Here is a 21,779-nt window from a genome sequence, read left to right as displayed (position 1 = left end):
GCCTCCCGTGTCGCATTTGCCTCTTCAACGAGCCCCTTTCCCGCAACACGCTCATGGCTCATTGGCTCTGCGCGCGTTGCTCCATGGATGGCTCCGCTTCTCGTCTGCACTGGCTTGCCCTGCACTCGGCGCTGGCAAAGCCGCACGATGTGCATCGTTTCCTCAGGCTGCATACGACGTGCGGCCCCGATGTGCTGGTGGCCGAAACCCTCGATGGCGTCGAGCAGATCGACGGCATCGGCTTCCAGTGGATGATCACGGCGCTGTCGCTGGATGCGAGCCTGGCACTGGCACCGCTGATCGGGCAGGGCGCGCTGCTGCAGCTGCAACAGGCCGACGGCAGCGTGCGGCCGCTGCATGGACGCATCACCGCCGCCGAGCGGCTGGGCAGCAATGGCGGCCTGGCGCGCTACCGGCTGCGCCTGCAGCCCTGGCTGGCCTTCCTGTCGCAGCGCGTGGACAGCTACGTCTTCCATGACAAGACCGTGGTCGAGATCGTCGAAGACCTCTTCGCCGATTACGGCACGTTGGCGCCGGCCTGGCGCTGGTCGCTGGGCGATGCCAGCCAGTATGCCCGGCGAAGCCTGACCACCCAGTACCAGGAAAGCGACCTGGCCTTCATCCAGCGCCTGCTGGCCGAAGAAGGCATCTATTACTGGTTCGAGCATGCCGGCGAGCCCGGCGGCGCGGACTTCGGCACGCACACACTGGTGCTGGCCGACCACAGCCACGATATCGCCGAGCTGGGCGTGGTGCGTTTCCATCGCCGCGACGAGAGCGAGCGCAGTGACAGCGTGCAGCAGTGGTCCACCGCCAACCGCTGGCGGCCGGGCAAGGTCGAGCGTGCCACCTGGGATTACCGCACCCTGGAACGCCGCCAGGCCAGTGCCGAGGCCGGGCAGGGCAACGACCTGGGCATCGTCGACCGTGACACCTGCGGCCCGTATGGCTGGCAGGACAATGCCCGTGGCCAGCGCCGCGCACAGCAGCACCTGGATGCACTGCGCGTGCGCGCGCAGACCATCGACGGTGCCGGCCAGTGGCGTGCTCTGGCGCCCGGCGCACGATTCGGCCTGTCGCAGCACCCGCAGGTGGGCGAGGACGCCCGTTTCCTGTGCCTGTCGGTGCGGCACCAGGCGCGCAACAACCTCGATGCCGAGGTGTTTGATGCGCTGGAGAAGACCCTGGGCCCGGCCAGCGTCGCGGCCCCGGCACTGCCCGGCGCACTGTCCGGGCTGGCCTATGGCGATGCCCCCGGCGAGGTGTCCACCGCGTTCTACGACAACCGCTTCGTGGCCATTCCCGCTGAGGTGGTCTATCGCCCGCAGACCGAGGATGGCCACGGCGCGCACCTGCATCCGCGGCCGACGATCACCGGCACGCTCAGCGCGATCGTGGTCAGCGATGGCGACCCGCTGCTGTCCGACCGCGATCACCGCATCAAGGTGCAGTTCCCCTGGCAGCGCGGCGGCAACGCCAGCAACGGCCTGGCCCACCCGGGCGGCGACGACAACGCCCCGGCCAACGGCGGTGCCTGGACCTGGGTGCGGGTGATGACCCCGTGGGCCGGTGACAACTGGGGCGGCGTGGTGCTGCCACGGCGCGGGCAGGAAGTGCTGGTGGCGTTCCTGGAAGGTGACATTGATCGCCCGGTGGTGGTCGGTGCGGTCTACAACGGCCGTGGCCAGCAGGATGCGCAGCACAACCAGATCAACGGCGGTGGCGGCAACGCCACCGGCAACGCGGCGGCGTGGTTCGAGGGCAATGACCACGCGGCGGTGTATACCGGCTTCAAGAGCCAGGCGCTGGCTGACAGCCAGGGCGGCACCGGCGGCTACCAGCAGCTGCGCTTCGACGACACGCCCGGACAGGGCCGCGCCCAGTTGTCCACCACCCAGCACGAGACCACGCTGACGCTGGGTCACCTGAAGGGCGGCCAGGACAACGTGCGCGACGGCGAGCGTGGCTTTGGCGTGGAGCTGGCCACGCAGGCACAGGGCGCACTGCGCGCTGGCCGCGGCCTGCTGCTGACCACCGAGCAGGGCACGCCACAGATGGCCGCGCCGCAGGCGCTGGCCCAGCTGCAGGAAGGGCAGCAGCTGCTGCAGCAGCTGGCCGAATCGGCCGCCAACCAGCAGGCGCAGCTGCCGAGCGACCCGGCCGAACTGCCTGCGGACACCACGCTGGGCGAGCTGCAGGAACACCTGCGTGCGACCCACAGCGGCAGCACGGCCGGCAGCATCACCGGGGGTGATGGCGAAGCACCGGGCTGGAGCGCCCCGATTCTGCTGGGCAGTGGCGTGGCCGGCGTACTGAGCCTGACCCCGGCCGACCAGGTCTGGGTGAGCGGGACGCACACCACCCTGGCCAGCGGCGTGGCGCTGAACTGGATGACGCAGGGCTCGCTGACGCTGGCGGTTGCCGGCGGCCTGGTGCTGTACACCGCCGGTGTGCAGCCCAGCGGCGAGAGCCCGAACCAGGAGCGCGGCATCGCACTGCACGCCGCGCAGGGCAAGGTCAGCGCACGCGCGCACAAGAACCAGGCGATCGTGGCAGCCAAGACCCAGGTGCGCATTGCCAGCACCGAAGCAGACGTGATGCTGTCGGCGCCGAGCAAGCACCTGCTGGCGACGGCGGCAGGGGCGTACATCCGGATCGAGGGCGACAACATCGAGCTGGGCGCGCCGGGGAAGGTGGAGTTCAAGGCGAGCCAGCGGGAGTGGGTGGGACCGGCAACCAGTTCGGACGCGGCAGACGTACCTGCTGGGCGGTTCAAGGGCTGCGAACCGCACTTGACGGCAGCAGTGTGCCGGCACGAAGGATGCGCCGATGTCGGTTGAGTCGTTGTGCGAACAGCTGATCGGTATCGACCGTAGCAGCCCCGGACAATGCCACCTGCTGATGCAGTCAGCGGTAGAGCGATGTGAGAGGGACGAGGCCTTCGACGCGCTGCTGGACTCGGCTGGAGTGCAACCGGTCCCGATCGCCATTCGGCAGATACCGGCTGCCATGTGGCCGTCGCTGATCCCGCTCGACCTGAGCAGAGGCATGCACTCCCTGCTGTCCGGCCAGGCGATGGCAATGGCGTTGGCGCAGCGCTCTTTGGCATCGCTGCTGACCGCACGCCCACAACGTGCGTGTGCGTGGCTATGGACGCCGCTGCTGACCCGGCAACTGGCCAACCAGCTTGCCGCGCAAGCGGTCGCTCACTGCCCGCACGCCCTGGGTCGAAAGCGATGGCTGCGCTTCTACGATCCGATGGTGACGGACCTGTTCCTGCACACCTCATCGCGTTCGCAACGGGCGTACCGGTTCGCGGGTGCCACAACGTGGATGTTCCTGGATCGCTGGGGACACTTGGCGATCAACAACATGGTCGCGCCTGCGCTGCCCGGTGACCCGGCCGTGTCCTGGCCAGAGGTGGAGTGCATTGGCGCATTGAACCAGGCATGGATCGGAGCGCTGCAGACCGGCGACGTGCCCGACCGTTCCACCTTCGCCCACGTACAACGCTGTGTCGAAGAAGCGCACCGTCGTGGTGTGGCTAATGGACATGAGCTGGATCTGTTTGCAAGGCATGCGATCTCGCTTGGCCCTCACTTCCACAGGCATCCCACCGTTCAGAGGCTGCTGGTGCAGGTGGAGAAGGGCGAACGGTACGACGAACTGGCATGGCGCATTGAAGACGCAGAGTGGCAGGACATACGCGCGGCAGCGTCGGGACACGCAGCTGCGATAAGGGGAGGGTTGCACACATGACGCAGCATGATGAGGAAGGAAACGACGTGAGCGGTTCCTATACCGGCACCAGCAACAGGGGAGTTCGCGGCAAGGACAGCCAAACTGTATCTGACCTTCCTGCCGTTACTGTTGCACTGCCGGAATCGCAGAGCCGCGGGGTCTGCGATATCTGCCGCTCCACCGGCCTAGCCATTCTGCCGGTGCGCTATACCTTGGTGCCCGACAGTTGTGACGTCGACCTGGGCGGACTATCAACTTCACATATGCCCGACGCTGACATGAGTGCAGCGGGACTTGCGCATGCCCTCAGGACCATGCGCCAAGGCATGTTGTACCTGTACTACGAGAAGGGGCCTTACGGCCCTCAGTACTGGGAATGCTACGCCATCGCCGAGAACGGTACGTTGTGGCGGCAGCCTTCCGCAATGAGCGCCCGCCCTATCGTCGGAGCAGGGCTGCCGAGCTGTGGGCGCAGCGGTCACGATTACATGCGCACCGAGTTCATCACCATACCGCGGCCCGATGTGTGCGGGACGGTCTGGCTTGCCTACTCCCAACACCCATGGACACCCGCGACGCTGGATCGTTATGGGTCCGACCCGGTCCTGCGCGCCGAGCGGATGCAGTCGATCGAGCCTGCCAGATGGATCAGGTCGGCGAGAGCGGAGGGCGACCAAGCACCGTTGAAGGACGCCGCTGGGCTGGCCTCCATCATGGAATATCGGTTGCTGGACAATCCCTCGGGCGATCCGCCGGATCTCCCTTACATCAGCGCGCTCCCGGCTGCTTCCACGCTGGATGGCGCACTCAACGTCGCACGGCTGCGAAAGCACGGCACGCGTTACCCATGGTCACGGCGGGACTACCCCCGTAACGGCGGTGTCGACCCTCGCGAACAACGCTTCAAGCTGCTGCAGCAACACAGCAGCAACGGGCGAATCGGCAGTGATCGCCACGAGTACCCGCCCCTGCTGCTGGGACTGTGGGATGCGGTGGGCGCCGTGCATGAGCTCAGTGGCTACTGCAATGACCTCGCTGCCTGCATCGGCCAGTTCAAGCGGGAGCGCGAGCTGGAGGTTTCAGCGGTTGACCAGATCGAACAGATCTCGAAGTTGCTGGAGCTCAACGGCGCGGTGCTGGCTGGGAACTATGCAGCGCAGACCGTGCGGGAGGAGGAACGGCAGCTTCGCCTAAGGAATCCCTCGCTTCCGTCATGGGATCCGAGAGTGAAGATTTCCGAGGAAGAAAAACGGAAGCGGGAGCAGGCATACAAGGACATGTTTCTGCCGCTCTATCTGCAGGATGCGCAGGAAGCGTGGAAGAACAAGTATTGGCCGCTGATTGATGAGCCGCGCTTTAGCGCGTTCAAGAAGAACATGGATGCAATGGCGCAGATGGTGCTCGACCGGCTGGGCCCAGAGATGGCTGTTCTGGTTGCCTGGCTCCGCCATGATCTGTTTCTGGCGACGCTGGAGGATTTTGACGGCCAGTCTCCGGCGCAAGGCGTGTGGTTTGAAGAAGTAATCACCGATGCCATCGCGGCGCTCGGCATGCACGAGATCGGCCGTGCATTTTTGACTGAGTCGGCCAACGACACAGAAGTTACCGGAAGAGGATCCCTGCTCTGGCGAGCTATCGCGAAGAACCAGAAAGAGGCTCGCGAGGAGCTGGAGCAGACACTCTCGGCGGCGCAGGTCTGTTCCGACACAATTCTTGAGGTGGGCGGCGCAAGCTGGGCAGCATTTGTCGCAGGCACCGCACATCTGAAGTCCTTCTTGACCCTTTACCGCAAGTTGGAGGTGGCGCAGAAGGAGGCTGCGCCCTCCACCGCCAGTGCCCGCATCCTTCGCGACAGTGGCGTTGATCGCTTCGTCACTACCGCAGGTGCGTACCTCCTGAATCGATTCCCGATGAAGGGCATCCAGGACACTGTCGGCAATGCCATGGTCCGCGTTGTGCTCCTGACGCGGGCATTGATGGAGCGCGACGAGGCGATCAGCCTGGTGGCCGAAGAGCTGAGCAGCGGCCAGCAGGGCAAGCGCTATTTCCTGGAGCGCATCCAGTTCTATCGCAAGAAGGGTAGTGCACTGCCGATGCAGTTCGCGCTCCGCGATCTGGAGCTGCACCATGGTGCGCTGGCGATGCGCAAGCGCTGGCAGGCTGCGGCGGAAAGCAGCCGTAATGTCGTCGGTCTGAATTCCCTTACGGGCGTGCTGGAGATGGTGAACTTCATCCATCTGGCAACAAAGGTCGATAAGGACACGCGCGACTATGCGACGTTATTGGCGTCCGGCATGTCGCTTGTGGCTGTGTACACCAGTGTGCATGAAACGGTAGCCAAGGAGTTCTTTGGGGAGGGCAGTGTCAGTGCCATTCGGATGAAGGTTGCCGGCAGTGTGCTGGCGGGAGCGGGTAGTTTTATTGGGGCAGCCTACAGCTTGTCGGACTTCAAGAGTCGGCTTGAAGATGGGCGGCGCTGGTCTGCCGCGGCTTTGCTGATGAAGGCAGGGCTAACGTCAGCGGTTGGTAGTGCGAACTTTCTCACCGCGCTGGCCTATTCCTCTCCAGTTCTAGAGCGTCATCTGGGGCGAAATAAGTTGAGTTTAGGTCTTCGTGGGTTGAGGGCCGGGATAGAGGCTGCGGCCGCGAGGGAAGGGGAACTCGTTTTGTCCAGTCAGGCTATGAAGCGCCTTGGCACTTGGATACTGCGCTTGGGCGGTTGGGAGATTACATTGGCACTGCTTGTGATTGAAGCGACCGTGTGGGCAATCAGCCCGAACGATCTCGAGAAGTGGTGCGAGTCCAATGTATTCGGGAGGGCAGCTAGTAAAGTTCCTCCCTCGGCCAGCGATAGTAGGAACCGGCAGGTGGCCGTTCTGAAGCAGAAGGACGCGTTTGACAAGGCAATCGGGAAAGTAACTACGAGGCCGCAGTCGTGAAAGGCGCACATTGCATGGATGTTCCGAGCAAAATTCCGCTGGATACAGAGGCTGGTGTGATCTCAGAACTTTTCGTTGAACATGCGTTCGAGGATGTTCTGTCCCGTTCTGACAATCGAGAGCAAATGGCCGCAGTGGGTGTAGTTGCAGCGGCGCTTGGCTTGAGCGGGCCATCAGCAGGCATGGCCGTGATGTCAAGCGAAGGGGGGGCGGAGCCAGTGGTACGAGTCAGGTTCATGCTGGGAGATCTATCGGTGTCTGCGCTGCTGTGGAACTGGCCGTTTAGGGAGGGGCAGAGCGTTAGAGTGGTGGGCAAGCGATGGACCGACGGAACGTTCTTTGCGATCTCTGTATTGGACGAGGATGAGAGGCTGATCGTTTCCTATCCTCATGTTACGGCAGGCAGTACCTCGCACTGGCTGCGTGTCTTCTGGATTTCCTTGGCGATCTCAGTTGTTTGGTGGGGGGGGGCGGCTGTTCTCGCAACTGCCTTTGTTTGGGACGTCAAATCCGATAGTAAGTTCGAAGTTATTTCTGGCGCCTGTATTGCCGGAGCCTCAATTTTTGGAGTGATTGGATGGAGGATCGGGCGTCGTCTATCTGGATTTGCGAGGATGGCAGACCGCGTATTCACTGCGCTGGATTGGCGCGATCCCACGAAGATTAATCTCAGGTCTGGAAGGTTCGCTCAGGCGCGAAAGGGCGATTCTTCCGGCGTTGGGGATACCTACTTCAGATACTAGTTGCTATCAAATAGGCAGTGTGGGGGCGCTACTGGCCTGGTTTCGATCCGGCCCGTCAAGGAGTGGTATGCAAATGAGTGACGGCAAAGAGGCTCTGCTTGAAATGGAGAGCGGAGTTATCTCCGGTCTCAAAGTTCAATACGTGATGGAAAACATTTTCTGGCGAGAAGGCGATCGCGTAGGAATGGCTGCGACCGGTGCGCTGTCCGCCGCATTAGGTCTCAGTGGTTCGGCTGCCGGCATGGCCATGATGTCTGCGGAGGAAATGGCGGAGCCGGTCACGAAAGTCGAATTCCGTCTTGGCGACCTCGCCGTGGAAGGTATTCTCTGGAACTGGCCCTTTAGCGAAGGTGACCTCGTTCGAGTTGTTGGGACACGGGGGCACGAAGGTAAATTCTTTGCTATCTCAGTTCTTGATGAGGAGAAAAGATTGATCGTCTGCTATCCGCACGTCAGTTCTGGCACGTTGGCGCATTGGATTGTAGTGCTGAAACTATCGCTTGTGATTTCGATTCCTTGGTGGGGATTCATAATAGCCCTGTTTGCCTGGTTGACATCCGCGCCATTTTATTTCTTGGCTCGGGCGTATTTGATTGGTGTTCTTGTTTTCTGTTTAATTGGATATCGAATTGGTCGGCGGTTCGTTTGTTACGCAAAAATGGCGGATTCAATTTTTTCTACGCTTGGATGGAAAGGTGTGAGGCGAATAAATCTTCGTGGAGTCACCAGGAGGAAGCGGCAGGCAGGTGATCATGTCGCTCTGGGTGATACCTATTTCAGATATTGAATTCTCTACATCAGTGTTGGGGTGATGGCCGGCAGATGCTCGGTCAGTTGGCCTGGGAGTAGAATTCCGCTTGATACGGAGGCTGGTGTGATCTCAGATCTTTTCGTTGAGCATGCGTTCGAGGATATTCTGTCCTGCTCTGTTTGCCGAGCTGGATTGGGGCTCCTAAGAAGATAAATCTCAGGTCCGAGAAGTTGGATCGAGCGCGAGAGGGTGATGGCCCCGGCATTGGGGGTGCCTATTTCAGATGCCAGGAATTATCAATGGCGCGGTATGGTGGCGGGTATGATTTGAAAATTATTACGAGATCATCGTCGTGAATGTTTCGCGGTCCCGGGCTTTGCAAGGCATTGGTTCGTTCGATACTGAAGCTGGAATTATTTCCGACCTGCTCATAATGCATGTTGTAGAAAATGTGTTCTGGCGTAGTGGCGATCGCGAGGGTATGGCCGCCACTGGAGCCTTTGCTGCTGCACTCGGTCTCAGTGGTCCTGCGGCCAGCATGGCGATGATGTCCGCCGAGGAGATGGAGGAGCCAGTTGTCCGGGTTGAGTTCCGACTAGACGATTTGATCGTGAAAGGCCTGCTCTGGAACTGGCCCTACAAGGAAGGAGATCTCGTGAGAGTTGTCGGAAGCCGAAACCCGGACGGAGTATTTATCGCGTTCTCGGTATTGGATGAGCGCAAGAGATTGATTGTCTCCTACCCACACGTCAGTGCTGGCAGTCGCGCTCACTGGATCTCGGTCTGGAAGTACACGTCATTGATTTCGTTGCCGATATGCACATTTTTCACCGTAGGTATTGGCCTGAATTCTCTCGGCATCCTGGAGGACGGATGGTTGTTGTTGAAGTTGCTGCTTTGCATATTTGCTGGGCTCCTGCTCATTGCTGCCACTGTTGGGGTCAGTATTGGCTATCGATTTCACCGGTTTGCCCGGCTTGCTGACGGCATATTTGGGTCGCTTGGCTGGGGCGACAGTAGGAGTGTGAATCTAAGGCGTATTACAAAACTCAGAAGAAGCCCGAGTGATCCTGCTGCGCTTGGTGATACCTATTTCAGATACTGAGAATCTCTTGATGATTTCGATGGCGGATACGCGCCGGTCAGCGTGTGGCATTTCCAAGGTGGATTTGCAGTGAATCGTAAACCTAAGCCGGGCTCGACCGGCAAGGTGCTGTTCGAGACCGAAACCGGCATCATTTCCAATCTGCGGGTCAGACATGTGGTGCAGAACGTCTTCTGGCGCGACGGGGATCGCGACAAAATGGCCGCCACGGGCGCCGCTGCCGCCGCGCTGGGCCTTAGCGGGCCCGCCGCCGGCATGGCGATGATGTCCAATGAGGAAACGGAAGAACCAGCGACGAGGGTGGAGTTTCGATTCGGCGAAATGCTGGTGAAGGGGCTGTTCTGGAATTGGCCCTTCAAAGAGGGTGACTCCGTGCGGGTGGTCGGGCGTCGGGACAAGGCGGGGAACTTCATTGCCTTGTCCGTGCTCGATGAGCAGAAGAGGCTCATCGTTTCCTATCCGTATGTCAGTTCAGGTAGCTGGGCTCACTGGATCGCGGTGGCCAAGTACTCGCTGGCGCTATCTGTTCCCTTGTACATGATCCACGTCGCGTTCTTCCTGATCGACGCTCTCACGGGAGACGGACTGCCATCCTTGGAGATGATCGCGGATACGTACTTGATATGCGTTCTGGTTTGCTTCTACCTTGGGTACAGAATTGGCCGCCATTTCACGCGGTTCGTAAAGATGGCCGATGCGATATTCGGAACGCTGGGTTGGCCAAATGCAAAGCGCATCAATCTGCGACGCATCACCAAGCAGAAGCGTCAGCCGGGCGATCACCCCGCCTTGGGTGATACCTATTTCAGGTACTGACCATCAGCGGCTGACACCACGCTCCCCCAGCAAGCCGCACATGCCTACCGCGCTGCCGCAATCGCCTTCACCCGAGCTCTGGCCAGCGCCTCGCCAACCGCAGGGCCCTTCAGGTGGCTCAGGTCCAGATCACGCGCCTGTACCGACAGCGCTGCCTGGTGCAGGCGTTTGAGCGTTTCGCCCTGCGGGTAATCGCCTTCTTCAAAGCCCAGCCGGCCGCGCTTGTCGGCCTCGCAGCACAGGGCGATGCGGGCCACGCGCTCGGGCCGGCGCAGTGCATCGCAGCGGCCCAGCAGCTCCAGCACAGTGGCATCGCGTAGTTCGTCGATGCGGTGCACGTTCAAGTGTTCACGGCAGACGGCTTCGGCCAGCTGCTGGTGCTCGGTGGGAATCTTCAGGCGCGCGCACAGCGCCTTGAGCGGCTTCAGGCCTCGCTGCTCGTGCATGATGTGGCGCGGCCATTCGTCCGGCGGGGTCAGGCCCTTGCCGAGGTCGTGGGTGAGCGCGGCGAAGCCGACCAGGTCATCGCCGGGTGCCAGGCGGGCGGCCATGTCGCTGACCATTTCCTGGTGGATGCCGGTATCCACTTCGGGGTGGAACTCAGCACGCTGCGGTACGCCGTACAGCGCTTCCAGTTCGGGCAGGATCGGGCCCAGCGCATGTGCGTCGTGCAGGGTGCGCAGGAAGGCCGACGGGCGTTCGCAGACCAGCGCCTTGCGCAGTTCCTGCCACACGCGCTCAGGCACCAGGGCGTCCAGCTCGCCACTGGCGGCCACCTCGCGCATCAGGGCCAGGGTCTCTTCGGCAACGGTGAAACCCAGGGGGGCGAAGCGCGCCATGAAACGCGCCGCGCGCAGCACGCGCAGCGGATCTTCGACGAAGGCGGGGCCGACGTGGCGCAGTACGCGCTGCTGGATGTCCTGCGCGCCGCCGTAGGGATCGACCAGGGTGCCATCGGCTTCATCGCAGGCGATGGCATTGATGGTGAAATCGCGGCGCTGCAGGTCTTCTTCCAGGGTGACGGCCGGATCGGCATCCACCACGAAACCGCGGTAGCCACGGCCGGATTTGCGCTCGGTGCGCGCCAGCGCGTACTCCTCACCGGTCTTGGGGTGCAGGAATACCGGGAAATCGCGGCCCACGGCGGTGTAGCCCTGCGCTTCCATCTGCGCGGGCGTGGCGCCGACCACCACCCAGTCACGGTCGCCGGCGGGGCGCTGCAGCAGGCGGTCGCGCACGGCGCCGCCGACAAGATAGATCTTCATGGGGCGATGATCGCACGGGCATGTGTCGCTGCGCTGCGCGCTCGCCGGGCATGGCCCGGCGCTACCGGGTCGGAAGGCACGACCCCGCGTCGATCAATCCCCGCCCTGGTCGGCGTCCGCCGCGCAGGTGAAGGCCTTGCGCTTGTCCACCAGGCGACCCATCAGGCGGTCGCTCAACGGCAGCGCGTTGCCATTGAGGCGCCAGTCGTAGATCACGCTGAAGGCCAGCACGCGGGCCACGTACTCGCGCGTTTCCTTGTAGCTGATCGTCTCGATCCACAGGTCCGGGTCGAAGCCCGGGCGCTGGGACTGCCAGCGTGCGGTCGGGGTCGGCCCGGCGTTGTAGGCGGCGATGGTGACGTAGGGCAGGCCGTCGTACTTGTTCATCAGCTGGCGCAGGTAGGCCGTGCCGATGGCGATGTTGGTGTCCGGGTCGTACAGGCTGTCGGCGCCGCCGTATGCGGTCAGGCCGATGTTCTTCGCCACGCCCGCGCCCGTGGCCGGCAGCACCTGCATCAGGCCCATGGCGTTGGCAGGCGAGCGCGCGCGCGGGGTGAAGGTGCTCTCGGCGCGGATCTCGGCGGCCACCCAGGCCGGGTCGATGGCATTGCGCGAGGATTCGCGGCGGATGGTGCTGTCGTGGTGCAGCGGGAAGCGCAGGTCGTACAGGCGCTGTTCCTGCGGCTGCTTGCCGAGCGCGAACACGGCGCGGTCGAACCAGCCGTTGTCCTGTGCCACGCGCACTGCCAGGCGGCGCTGGGTGTCATCGAAGCGGGCCAGCGCGCTGTTCCACTCGGCCACAGCCCAGCCGTTGCGATCGATCTGGTACAGCGCCATCGCGCGCTGGATGGCCGGGTCGCGGGCGACGGCGGCCTGCGCCTGGGCGCTGTCATTGGGCTTCCACGGGCACAGCGTGTAGTTCTGCTGCAGCTTGTCGGCGGCGAGGAAACCGTGGAAGGTCGGCGCGCGCGCGGCGCTGCGGAACAGCGATTGGGCCTGCTGCGCCTGCCCGGTCTTTTCCAACATGCGTCCTTCGAAATACGCCCAGCGCGAATCCGTGCGCTGCTTGCTGCCCATCTTGCGGATGGCGGTGAGTGCGGCCGGCCAGTCGCCACGGGACATCGCCTCGCGCACGCGCCATTCGTGCAGGCGCTCGTCGTAGGCCGATTCGGGCACCGCGTTGAGGCGGCGCGCGGAGTCGGGCAGGTAGGAGGCTACTGTCCACAACGCGATCTGGTACCGCACCTGGGCCTGTTGTTCGGCACTCAGGCCCAGCGCCTGCGCGTACTGCGGCAGCTGCTGTTCGGTCGCGCCGGGGTCGGCCTTGGCCAGCTTTTCCAGCCCATCGGTGGCGATGCGCCGGCTGCGTTCATTGCGCGGCCAGTTCAGCGCGCTTGCATTGGGCTTGTCGACGAAGGCGGCATAGGTGTTGGCCAGGGTCAGATCGGCCGCGGGCAGGCCGCGCGCGGCGCTGCGCATCACCGCGGGCTGCTGCGCGTCGGCTGCGGCGTCGACGCGCTCCCAACGCAGTGCATCGCTCATGCCGCCCTGCGCCTGCAGCACGGCGAACACCGCATCGCAGGCGTCGGGCAGTGATTTGCCGTTCTTGCGCCACAGGTCCTGCGCCTCGCTGATCCACTGCGGGTCGACCTTGCCGGTGGCCTGGCGCGCGGTCAGCTGCGCGCAGCGCAGGCCGAGGTTGTCGGTCGGTGCCCAGTTGGCCAGCAGGGTAGGCCAGTCCTGGCGGCGGGCCACCGAGGGCAGCCAGACGCTGCGGAAGCTGTTGGCCACGGCTTGCCCGTCATAGCGCTTGAGGAAGGCCTGCGCCTGGCCGGTATCGACCGTATCGATGTTGCGGCGCAGCTGGGCGAACTCGACCCAGCCATAGGCCGGGTGGCGGCTGAGTGCGGCGGCCTGGCCCGGACCGAGCTGGCCGCGTTCGGCAGCGTCGATGGCGGCCTTGAGCTGGCCGCTCTGGGCGTCGAGTGACTGGGCGCTGGCGCAGCCGATCAGCAGCGATGCGGACAGCGGGAGCAGGGACAGGGCGGTCGAAGAGCGTCGGGTCATGGCGCCAGCATAGCGGGCGCTGGCTGAATTCAGTTTCTCGCCGCGTGCACGTTGCAGCGCGGGCAACGGCAGCTGAATGCTTCGTGGATGCCCACTGCCGCGGGCGCACGGTGGCGGCGTACTGTCGGCTTGGGCGAACGGCCCGGGTGCAAGGAGTGGCACATGGCGTTCAACAGCGCAGGAAGAAGCGGCCCCTTGGCGGAGATCAATGTCACGCCGCTGGTGGATGTGATGCTGGTTCTGCTGATCATTTTCATCGTTACCGCGCCGATGCTGTCGCGGCCCATCGCGGTGCAGTTGCCGCAGGCCACCGACCGGGTGGTCGATCGTCCCGACCCACCGCCACCCATCGAGCTGCGTCTGGATGCCTCCAGCCAGCTGAGCTGGAATGGCCAGCCGATGGCCATCGGTGATCTGCAGGCCCGCCTGCGCGGCCAGGCCAGCGAACACGCCGGCAACCTGCCGGAGCTGCGCATCGCCACCGATCCGTCTGCCGAGTACGAAGGCATGGCGAAGATCCTGGCGGCGGCCGAGGCGACGGGGATGGAGCGGATCGCGTTCGTGCGATGACCGCTGGCGAGGACGGCCCGGCATCCGCCCGGGCCGTCCTTCGTCTGGGCGTGGCTGTCGTTTTGGCCCGCATCCGTTGAGCGCTCTTGATGGTGCGTTGCCGCACCTTTTGCGCATTTCAAGACATTAATTGACGCGATCTCCGGTCTGTTCCGTCAATTCCACGTGAAATGGTGTCCGTCGTCACGTCGTGATTTTTACCGCTTGTTTACAAAGGAGACGCTGCCGCCATGCAGGGGGGAGCGCGGCAGCCCATGTCCCGACATTCCTTTGGAGAGAGAGCGAATGAATCACCTGCATTACCGCCCCTTGGCGGTCGCTGTTGCGCTGTGCGTGACGGCCCTGGCACCGCTGGGGGCAATGGCCCAGACGGCCACCACCCTGGATGCCGTCGAAGTCACCGGCACGCGCATCAAGCGCGCTGAAGTGGAAGGCCAGGTGCCGATCCAGACGTTGAGCCGTGGCGACATCGAGCGCACGGGCCTGAGCTCGATCGGCGAAGTGCTGCAGCAGCTCACCGGTTCGGGCTCGGCGCTGAACGCCAAGTTCAATTCGTCCGGCAACTTCGGCTTCCCGCCGGATGGCAGCGGTGTCGGCGCGGGCTCGGCACAGGTCGACCTGCGCCACCTGGGCGCCAAGCGCGTACTGGTGCTGGTCGATGGCATCCGCTGGGTCAATGAATCATCGGCCTCCGGCGTGGGCGCGGCCACCGACCTGAACACCATTCCGCTGGCGATTGTTGAACGCATCGAAGTGCTGGAAGACGGTGCGTCGTCGCTGTACGGCTCCGATGCGATCGCCGGCGTGGTCAACATCATCACCCGGCGCGATTTCGATGGCGGGCAGGTGACCCTGAACTACGGTGAGTACAGCAAGGGCGATGGCACGCAGAAGGGCGTGGACCTGGCCTGGGGCACCAGCGGCGAGCGCTACAGCCTGTTCCTCGGCGCCAGCTGGACCCGGCAGGACGCGGTGTACGCACGCGATCGCGAGCAGTCGCGCTTTCCCATTCCCGGTACGGGCCTGGCCTTCGGCAGCGGTGGCATCCCGCAGGGGCGTTTCGCCTTCGTCGATCCCAACACCGGCGCCGAGCAGGACATCGTGCCCAACACCGGCGTGAGCAACCCGCGCTATGACGGCAGCGCCGGCTGCAACCGCAGCGATGACTACCACTGCTTCACCAGTGCCGATCGCTTCAACTTCGCCGAATACAACATGGTGCTGACGCCGTCCGAGCGCAAAGGCGTGTTCGGCCAGTTCCGCTTCGACATCACCGACGACGTGCAGTGGTACGTCAAAGCGCTGGGCAACCGCCGCGAATCGACCAACCAGGCGGGCCCGGAACCGCTGTTCTTCGGCCCTGACGGCGCCACCGGCAATCCGTTGGCCGACAACATCGTGGTGTCGGCGCTGAACCCGTACAACCCGTTCGGCTTCGACCTGGCGTCCGGCGACAACATGACCCTGATCGGCCGTCGCCCGGTGGAGGGCGGCGCGCGCGTGTTCGAGCAGGAGGTCAACACGACCTACTTCGCCACCGGCCTGGTGGGCAGTTTCCAGGCGGCGAACCGCAGCTGGTACTGGGACGTCAACGGCATGTACAGCAAGAACAAGGCCGAGCAGACCAACTACGGCAGCTACAACATCTACAACGTGAACCTGGCGCTGGGTGATCCGGCACTGTGCGCGGCAACCCCCGGCTGCGTGCCGCTGAACATCTTCGGCGGCGTCGGCTCGATCACCCCGGACATGCTGCGCTGGATCCAGCCGGTGGTGCGCGACCGCAGCCAGAACGAGCTGAGCCTGGTCACCGCCAACCTGTCCAGTGATCTGTTCACGCTGCCGGCCGGCCCGGTCTCTTTCGCCACCGGCCTGGAGCACCGCCGCTATGAAGGCTGGTACCAGCCGGATCCGCTGACGGTGATCGGCCATTACAACGGCGTGCCCTCGCAGCCGACGTCCGGTTCGTACGACGTCAACGAGGCCTACGTCGAGCTGAGCATCCCGATCTTCGCCGATTCGTCGCTGGGCAAGAAGCTGGACCTGAGCCTGGCCGGGCGCTATTCGGATTACTCCACCTTCGGTGGCGAGTTCACCCCCAAGTACGGCCTGCGCTGGCAGGTGACCGATGACTTCGTGCTGCGCACGACCTACGCCGAGGGCTTCCGTGCGCCGTCCATCGGCGAGCTGTACGGTTCGGCCGCGCGTGCGGACCTGCAGCTGTTCGATCCCTGCTCGGTGGGCCTGGGCGGCACCGCACCGCGCGGCAATCCCGCCAACTGCGCCGCGCTGGGCGTGCCGACCGGCTTCCAGCAGGCCAACTCGCAGATCTCGGTGACCACCGGCGGCAACCGCGAACTGGAGCCGGAGCGTTCGCGCAGCTTCAGCGCCGGTTTCGTGTGGAGCCCGTGGTTCGGCAACGACACCTCGTGGTCCGAGCGCTTCGACGTGGAGGTGACCTTCTATCGCCACAACATCGACGGCGCGATCCAGGCGATCAACGCACAGACCCAGCTGGACCTGTGCGTGGATACGCTGGACCCGGTCTACTGTGATGGCATCACCCGCGCCAGCACCGGTGCGGTCAGCAGCTTCAACAACCGCCTGACCAACCTGGGTTCGATCAAGACCGATGGCTGGGACGTGGACATGTTCTGGACGCTGCCGCAGAGCGACATCGGCCAGTTCAAGCTGGGCTGGAAGAACACGTTCGTCGGCCGCTACGAGGCCACGGGTGCGGCCGGCCAGCGGCAGCCGCAGAAGCCGGGCGTGGAAGTGGCCGACAGCTCGATTCCGGAATGGACCAGCAACGCCAGCATCGGCTGGACGCTGGACAACTGGAGTGCCAACTGGACGGTGCGCCACATCTCCGAGCTGACCGAAGACTGCGGTGATGCGGTGGCCTTCCCGGTGTGCAGCAACCAGGCCGCCGGTACCAACACGCTGTCCGCCACCACCTACCACGATGTGCAGGTGGGCTACAAAATCAACTGGATGAAGGGGCTGCAGCTGACCGCGGGCCTGAACAACGTGTTCGACAAGGATCCGCCGATCTGCCTGTCGTGCTCGTTGAACGGCTACGACGCCTCGACCTATGACATTCCGCGTGGCCGCTACTGGTACATGCGCGCGGACCTGCGGTTCTAGGCTGACAGGCAGGTGCCAGGGAACGGCACCTGCGTTTCACTGGTAGCGCCGGGCCATGCCCGGCGGCTTTTCGCTGTTCTGTAGAGCCGAGCCATGCTCGGCTGCTTTGGTCGAAAGCCAGTCGAGCAAGCGCGACTCTACAAGGCACGGCGCCGGGGGTTGCCCGGCGCCCTCTGCATCAGAACGACCAGGTGAAGGTCAGCGAGCCATTGCGGCCGTCGCCGAACGCACCGTAGCCGTTGATCTGCGAGTAGTACTTCTTGTCCAGCAGGTTGTTCAGGTTGGCCTGCACGCTGAACTCCGGCGAGATGCGGTAGCGCACGAAGGCGCTGACCAGCGCGTAGCCGTCCTGTTCGATGCGGCCGTATGCCGGTACCGCGTAATAGATGCGGTTCTGCCAGTTGGCACCGCCACCCACGGTCAATGCGGTCAGCGACTGCGGGGTGTAGCTGGTGAACAGCTTCAGCGTGGTCTGCGGCAGGTTGGTGTTGATGTCCGCGTCATTGATGTCCTTGGCCACGTAGCGCGATGCACCGAAGGTGGCGTTCCAGCCCGGTGCCAGTTCGCCGTTCAGCTCGAACTCGAAGCCGCGGCTGACCGTGCCGCGTGCGGCGATGTAAGCCGTTTCGCCGCCGGTTCCGCCGATCACCGGTTCGCCGGTCGACTGGCCGACGTTGTCCTGCTCGATGCGGAAAACGGCCACCGAGGCATTGAGGCGGTTGTCGAACCAGGCACCCTTCACGCCCACTTCGTAGCTCTTGCCGTCAACCGGATCCAGGTAGCTGCCGTTGCGGTCCTTCAGCATCTGCGGCTGGAAGATTTCGGTGTACGAGGCGTAGGTCGAGTAGGTGTCATTGATGTCGAACACCAGGCCGGCATACGGCGTGGTCACCTTGTGCGAACGATCGGCGCCTTCGCCTTCGCTCTTCCAGTCGGTGTAGCGCGCACCGATGATCAGCTTCAGAGGATCGGCCAGCGACAGGCGCGTGGCGGCATAGCCGGCCTTCTGGGTGATGGTGCCTTCGCTGGCCAGGCTGAGCGGGTTCCAGTTCGGTTCGCTGATGTTGCCGGTCCAGTTCAGGTAGCTGGAGAAGGGATCCCAGGCAAGGCCAGCACCGCCGACCTGGTAGTCGCCGTAGTTGGCGTAGTCGCGCTTGTTGTAGCTCAGGCCCGCCATGAACTGGTGTTCGCGGCCGAACAGCTGGAACGGACCGTCAACGAAGCCATCGATCGCGTCGACCTTGCGTTCGGTGTTGTAGAAGCCGGCCGACGGCGAAATGCCCGCACCGGTGTTCTTGTCAAAGAACGAGGCGCCGGTAACCCAGTCGTTGTAGGCCGGGTAGAACAGCTTGTCGTCGGCCTTGGTCTCGTCATGCGTGGCGCCGATCTTGAACTTCCAGCCGTTGGCGAAGCCGTGCTCCAGGGTGGCGAAGGCGCGCTTGCTGGTGGTGTCCCAGTAGGTCCAGTTCGGGCTGGCATTGAACGATTCGTCGTAGCCGGTGCTGGTGCCATCGGAGAACAGCATCGGGAAGCCGCCCCAGGTCGCGCCGTTGGCGCGCTTCTGCTGGTAGTCGTAGCCCACGCTCAGCTGCGTATCGGGGGTCAGGTCGGCATCGATGACCATGTAGCCCAGCGTCTTGTGCTGGTTGTAGCGGTCCATCTGCGCATCGGTGTCCAGGTAGCTGCCGATGACACGGCCACGCACGGTGCCGCTGGCATTCAGTGCGCTGCCCACGTCCACCGTGGTGCGGGTGCGGCCCCAGCTGCCGACGTTGACCGAGACGCTGCCGGCCAGCTCGGCGCTGTCGGCGTGCTTGCGGATCAGGTTCACCGACGCCGACGGGTTGCCGGCGCCGCTGAGCAGGCCGGTGGCACCACGCACCACTTCGACGCGGTCGTACAGGGCCAGGTCCAGGCCGGAATCACCGTAGCTCCAGTTCTGCACCATCTGCGTCGGCAGGCCATCGAACTGGTAGCTGTCGATGTAGAAACCGCGCGCGTAGAACTCGGTGCGCTCGGTATCGGACTGGGTGCTGCTCACGCCCGTGGTGTTGCCCAGCACGTCGATGATGTCGTCGAGGTTCTGGTCCTCGATGCGCTGGTGGCTGATGATGCTGACCGACTGCGGAATCTCGCGCGGAGCCAGGTCGAAGCGGGTACCGGCCGAGGTCCTGCGCACCGAGTAGCCTTCGGCGCGCTCACCCTTCACCACCACCTTGTCGAGCGTGGTCGGGTCGGCGGCGGTTTCGGCGAAGGCGGCGGGCGCGGCGGCCAGGCACAGGGCGGAGAGCACCGCCGCGGAGAGGCGATGCGGCAGCAGGGCAGGGGTCGAACGGATCATTGGGTTTCCTGGACGGGCACGTGCGTGCGTCCGACCGGCTTCCCGGATGGTCTGGCGCCGCGGCTGGTGGGGGTCTCACGCCGCTGGCGGGGCCCTGCGCTGCAGGGCGGTGGCTGGGCAATGCGAAGAAGGGCGAACCGTCCTGGCTGCCCGGAAAACGCAAACATGGTAATGCGAATTGTTTCTATTTACAAATGGGCGAGGTCGTGCCTACATGCGGCCAGTCCGTCGTAGAGTCGAGCTTGCTCGACTGCACTGGACTGCAGGCCTTTCAACGCAGCAGCGGCAGCGGGTCGCGGGCGCCGTCCGTACCGTAGATGCCCCAGTGCAGGTGCGGCGGCGTGCCCTTGGCATTGCCACTGTCGCCCACGTAGCCCAGCAGCTGGCCGGCCTGCACCACCTGGCCACGTGCCAGGCCGTCGGCCCAGTCTTCCAGGTGCGCGTAGTAGTAACGCTCACGACCGGGCCCGATCACCCATACCTGGCGTCCGCCCAGCCCGCTTTCGCGCACGTCGGCGATGACGCCCACCGTGGCACTGCGCACGGGCGTGCCGCGCTTGCCGAAGATGTCGATGCCGGCATGCGTGCGGTCACGGCCGCGCGGGGCACCGAAGGTGTCGGCGATCTGCCTGGGCCGCACGCCGTCTACCGGTACCGGCAGTTCAGTGGCCACAGGCATGCGCCCCAGCGTCCACAGCATCTTCGGTGCCGCCGCCCACGGGCTGTTCCACAGGGAGAGCGCGGCGATGCCGGCGGCCAGCAGCAGGGCGCCGGACAGCAGCCAGCGGCGCAGGCGTCGGGCAGGGGAGGGCGGCGAGGTCATGCCAGCGGGACCGAGAAGCTGCGCTTCAACGTGCCCAGCGCCACCGAGGTGCGGAAGCGCTCGATGTTGTCGTCGCCGCCGAACAGTCGCTCGGTGATCGCTTCGTACTCTTCCATCGAGGCCGCCGAAAGCAGCAGCATGAAATCGCCGTCGCCGGTGATCGAGTAGCACTGCTGCACGGCCGGGTCATCCTGCACGCGGCGGCGGAACGGGGCGACCTTCTCGCGCTGCTCGCTGACCACGCGTACCTCGACGATGATCGTGAGCGGGCGCCCGACCCTGGCCGCGTCGAGCACGGCCACGTTGGCGGAAATCACGCCGCTGTCCTGCAGTCGCTTGATGCGCCGCTGCACGGCGGGCGTGGACAGGTGCACGGCCTCGGCAATCTGCCGCTGCGGCAGGGCGTTGTCCCGCTGCAGCAGGTCGAGGATGGCGTGGTCGAAACTGTCCAGCACGGGGGCGGTAGCCATGGCGAGCAGAAATTGCGCGGACGGGCCCTCAATTGAGCCAAGTGCTCGCCGCCAGCGCAATAGACTGGGCGCATGCAGACTTCCCGATTCGCGCCGATGTTGCCGGCGCTGGCGGTGCTCGGCTCGGTTACCGCGCTGGCCATCGGCACTTCCTATGCCAAACACCTGTTCCCCCTGGTCGGCGCGCAGGGCACCAGCGCGTTGCGCGTGGGCTTCTCGGCCCTGTTGCTGCTGCTGTTCTGGCGGCCGTGGCGCTGGAAAACCAGCCGCGTGGATGCGATGACCATCCTGCGCTACGGGCTGACCCTGGGCCTGATGAACCTGCTGTTCTACATGGCCATCCGCACCATTCCCTTCGGCATTGCCGTGGCCATCGAGTTCACCGGCCCGTTGACGGTGGCGATGCTGTCCTCGCGGCGGCCGATCGACTTCCTCTGGGTGGGCTGCGCGCTGCTGGGCCTGTTGCTGCTGCTGCCGCTGGGCGGCGGGCCGGCGCTGGATCCTGCCGGCGTGCTCTACGCCATGGGCGCCGCGGCGTGCTGGGGCCTGTACATCGTCTTCGGCAAGCGCGCCGGCCACCTGCATGCCGGCCATACGGTTTCGCTGGGGCTGCTGGCCGCGTCACTGGTGGTGGTGCCGGTGGGCGTGGCCCACGCCGGCATGGCGCTGCTGGAGCCGAAGATCCTGCTGGCGGGCCTGCTGGTGGCGCTGGTGTCCAGCGCGATCCCCATGTCGCTGGAAATGATGGCGCTCAAGCGCCTGCCCAAGGAAACCTTCGGGATCCTGATCAGCATGGAACCGGCGGTGGCCGCGCTGTGGGCGATGCTGTTGCTGCACGAGCAGCTGGCCGGCGTGCAGTGGCTGGCAATCGGCTGCACGGTGGTGGCTTCGGTAGGCAGCACGATGACCGCGCGGCGGTTGAGAACGCCGGTGGTGCAGGCGGGGTAGCGCCGGGGTGTGCCCGGCGGAGAGCGTGCGGACCAACGGTCCGCACCCACCAG

Annotated in this window: 15 protein-coding genes; 10 read left to right on the top strand and 5 right to left on the bottom strand. The window is 64.5% G+C overall.

Annotated features, from left to right (window positions below; genetic code table 11):
- Nucleotides 1–83: 83 nt before the first annotated feature.
- The 7 genes from C1927_RS17880 to C1927_RS21755 all read left to right on the top strand — a co-directional run bounded on the left by C1927_RS17880 (nt 84) and on the right by C1927_RS21755 (nt 10,095).
- Nucleotides 84–2,840 carry a type VI secretion system Vgr family protein gene (locus C1927_RS17880; RefSeq protein WP_079223342.1) on the top strand — a complete coding sequence of 919 codons (2,757 nt, stop codon included), beginning with the start codon at nt 84–86 and terminating at the stop codon, nt 2,838–2,840.
- Nucleotides 2,830–3,759, top strand: a complete 930-nt coding sequence (locus C1927_RS17875) for a hypothetical protein (protein WP_108747369.1) — start codon at nt 2,830–2,832, stop codon at nt 3,757–3,759. The genes C1927_RS17880 and C1927_RS17875 overlap by 11 nt, the downstream gene beginning before the upstream one ends.
- The gene (locus tag C1927_RS17870) at nt 3,756–6,680 is read left to right on the top strand and encodes a T6SS effector BTH_I2691 family protein (RefSeq protein ID WP_108747368.1); all 2,925 of its coding nucleotides are present in this window, start codon (nt 3,756–3,758) and stop codon (nt 6,678–6,680) included. Before C1927_RS17875 ends, C1927_RS17870 begins: the two co-directional genes overlap by 4 nt.
- A gap of 14 nt (nt 6,681–6,694) precedes the next feature.
- Nucleotides 6,695–7,423, top strand: coding sequence for a putative type VI secretion system effector (locus C1927_RS21480; protein ID WP_152027121.1), 729 nt, complete (start codon nt 6,695–6,697; stop codon nt 7,421–7,423).
- Nucleotides 7,424–7,496: 73 nt separating this feature from the next.
- Complete coding sequence (locus C1927_RS21765) at nt 7,497–8,210, top strand: putative type VI secretion system effector (protein WP_152027120.1); 714 nt, start codon at nt 7,497–7,499, stop codon at nt 8,208–8,210.
- A 316-nt stretch (nt 8,211–8,526) separates the two neighbouring features.
- Entirely contained in the window at nt 8,527–9,279 is a 753-nt protein-coding gene (locus C1927_RS21760; RefSeq protein ID WP_152027119.1) for a putative type VI secretion system effector, read from the top strand.
- Nucleotides 9,280–9,348: 69 nt separating this feature from the next.
- Nucleotides 9,349–10,095: a putative type VI secretion system effector gene (locus C1927_RS21755; RefSeq protein WP_159095378.1), complete on the top strand. Its 747-nt coding sequence runs from the start codon at nt 9,349–9,351 to the stop codon at nt 10,093–10,095.
- A 44-nt stretch (nt 10,096–10,139) separates the two neighbouring features.
- Here C1927_RS21755 and C1927_RS17855 read toward each other — a convergent pair whose 3' ends face one another.
- Entirely contained in the window at nt 10,140–11,360 is a 1,221-nt protein-coding gene (locus tag C1927_RS17855) for a multifunctional CCA addition/repair protein (RefSeq protein WP_108747366.1), read from the bottom strand.
- Nucleotides 11,361–11,453: 93 nt separating this feature from the next.
- Nucleotides 11,454–13,427: a transglycosylase SLT domain-containing protein gene (locus C1927_RS17850; RefSeq protein WP_108747365.1), complete on the bottom strand. Its 1,974-nt coding sequence runs from the start codon at nt 13,425–13,427 to the stop codon at nt 11,454–11,456.
- A gap of 162 nt (nt 13,428–13,589) precedes the next feature.
- On the opposite strand from C1927_RS17850, the gene C1927_RS17845 reads away from it, so the two are divergent.
- Complete coding sequence (locus tag C1927_RS17845) at nt 13,590–13,997, top strand: biopolymer transporter ExbD (RefSeq protein WP_079223334.1); 408 nt, start codon at nt 13,590–13,592, stop codon at nt 13,995–13,997.
- 360 nt (nt 13,998–14,357) lie between these two features.
- Entirely contained in the window at nt 14,358–17,144 is a 2,787-nt protein-coding gene (locus C1927_RS17840; RefSeq protein ID WP_254051596.1) for a TonB-dependent receptor, read from the top strand.
- A gap of 178 nt (nt 17,145–17,322) precedes the next feature.
- On the opposite strand, the gene fhuE is transcribed toward C1927_RS17840, so the two are convergent.
- The 3 genes from fhuE to C1927_RS17825 form a co-directional block, all read right to left on the bottom strand.
- Complete coding sequence (gene fhuE / locus C1927_RS17835) at nt 17,323–19,485, bottom strand: ferric-rhodotorulic acid/ferric-coprogen receptor FhuE (RefSeq protein WP_108747363.1); 2,163 nt, start codon at nt 19,483–19,485, stop codon at nt 17,323–17,325.
- Between the two features lie 271 nt (nt 19,486–19,756).
- Nucleotides 19,757–20,308 carry a M23 family metallopeptidase gene (locus C1927_RS17830; RefSeq protein WP_108747362.1) on the bottom strand — a complete coding sequence of 184 codons (552 nt, stop codon included), beginning with the start codon at nt 20,306–20,308 and terminating at the stop codon, nt 19,757–19,759.
- A complete protein-coding gene (locus tag C1927_RS17825; RefSeq protein ID WP_108747361.1) occupies nt 20,305–20,778 on the bottom strand; it encodes an Lrp/AsnC family transcriptional regulator in 474 nt (157 codons plus the stop codon). The genes C1927_RS17830 and C1927_RS17825 overlap by 4 nt, the downstream gene beginning before the upstream one ends.
- A 72-nt stretch (nt 20,779–20,850) precedes the next feature.
- Between C1927_RS17825 and C1927_RS17820 the strand changes: the two genes are divergently transcribed.
- Nucleotides 20,851–21,726, top strand: coding sequence for an EamA family transporter (locus C1927_RS17820; RefSeq protein WP_108747360.1), 876 nt, complete (start codon nt 20,851–20,853; stop codon nt 21,724–21,726).
- Nucleotides 21,727–21,779: the final 53 nt, after the last annotated feature.

Origin of the sequence: Stenotrophomonas sp. ZAC14D1_NAIMI4_1 (genome assembly GCF_003086775.1) — a bacterium.
Lineage (GTDB): Bacteria > Pseudomonadota > Gammaproteobacteria > Xanthomonadales > Xanthomonadaceae > Stenotrophomonas.
Note: the sequence above shows the minus strand (reverse complement) of the source record. Positions and strands in the feature narration are given on the sequence as shown.

Excerpts from the sequence above, each read along its gene's own strand:
- C1927_RS17875 (WP_108747369.1), top strand. The coding sequence starts at position 2,830 with ATGTCGGTTGAGTCGTTGTGCGAACAGCTGATCGGTATCGACCGTAGC.
- C1927_RS17850 (WP_108747365.1), bottom strand. The coding sequence starts at position 13,427 with ATGACCCGACGCTCTTCGACCGCCCTGTCCCTGCTCCCGCTGTCCGCA.
- C1927_RS17820 (WP_108747360.1), top strand. The coding sequence starts at position 20,851 with ATGCAGACTTCCCGATTCGCGCCGATGTTGCCGGCGCTGGCGGTGCTC.
- C1927_RS17825 (WP_108747361.1), bottom strand. The coding sequence starts at position 20,778 with ATGGCTACCGCCCCCGTGCTGGACAGTTTCGACCACGCCATCCTCGAC.
- C1927_RS21765 (WP_152027120.1), top strand. The coding sequence starts at position 7,497 with ATGAGTGACGGCAAAGAGGCTCTGCTTGAAATGGAGAGCGGAGTTATC.
- C1927_RS17870 (WP_108747368.1), top strand. The coding sequence starts at position 3,756 with ATGACGCAGCATGATGAGGAAGGAAACGACGTGAGCGGTTCCTATACC.
- C1927_RS21480 (WP_152027121.1), top strand. The coding sequence starts at position 6,695 with ATGGATGTTCCGAGCAAAATTCCGCTGGATACAGAGGCTGGTGTGATC.
- C1927_RS17840 (WP_254051596.1), top strand. The coding sequence starts at position 14,358 with ATGGCCCAGACGGCCACCACCCTGGATGCCGTCGAAGTCACCGGCACG.
- C1927_RS17830 (WP_108747362.1), bottom strand. The coding sequence starts at position 20,308 with ATGACCTCGCCGCCCTCCCCTGCCCGACGCCTGCGCCGCTGGCTGCTG.
- C1927_RS17855 (WP_108747366.1), bottom strand. The coding sequence starts at position 11,360 with ATGAAGATCTATCTTGTCGGCGGCGCCGTGCGCGACCGCCTGCTGCAG.
- fhuE (WP_108747363.1), bottom strand. The coding sequence starts at position 19,485 with ATGATCCGTTCGACCCCTGCCCTGCTGCCGCATCGCCTCTCCGCGGCG.
- C1927_RS17880 (WP_079223342.1), top strand. The coding sequence starts at position 84 with ATGGATGGCTCCGCTTCTCGTCTGCACTGGCTTGCCCTGCACTCGGCG.
- C1927_RS17845 (WP_079223334.1), top strand. The coding sequence starts at position 13,590 with ATGGCGTTCAACAGCGCAGGAAGAAGCGGCCCCTTGGCGGAGATCAAT.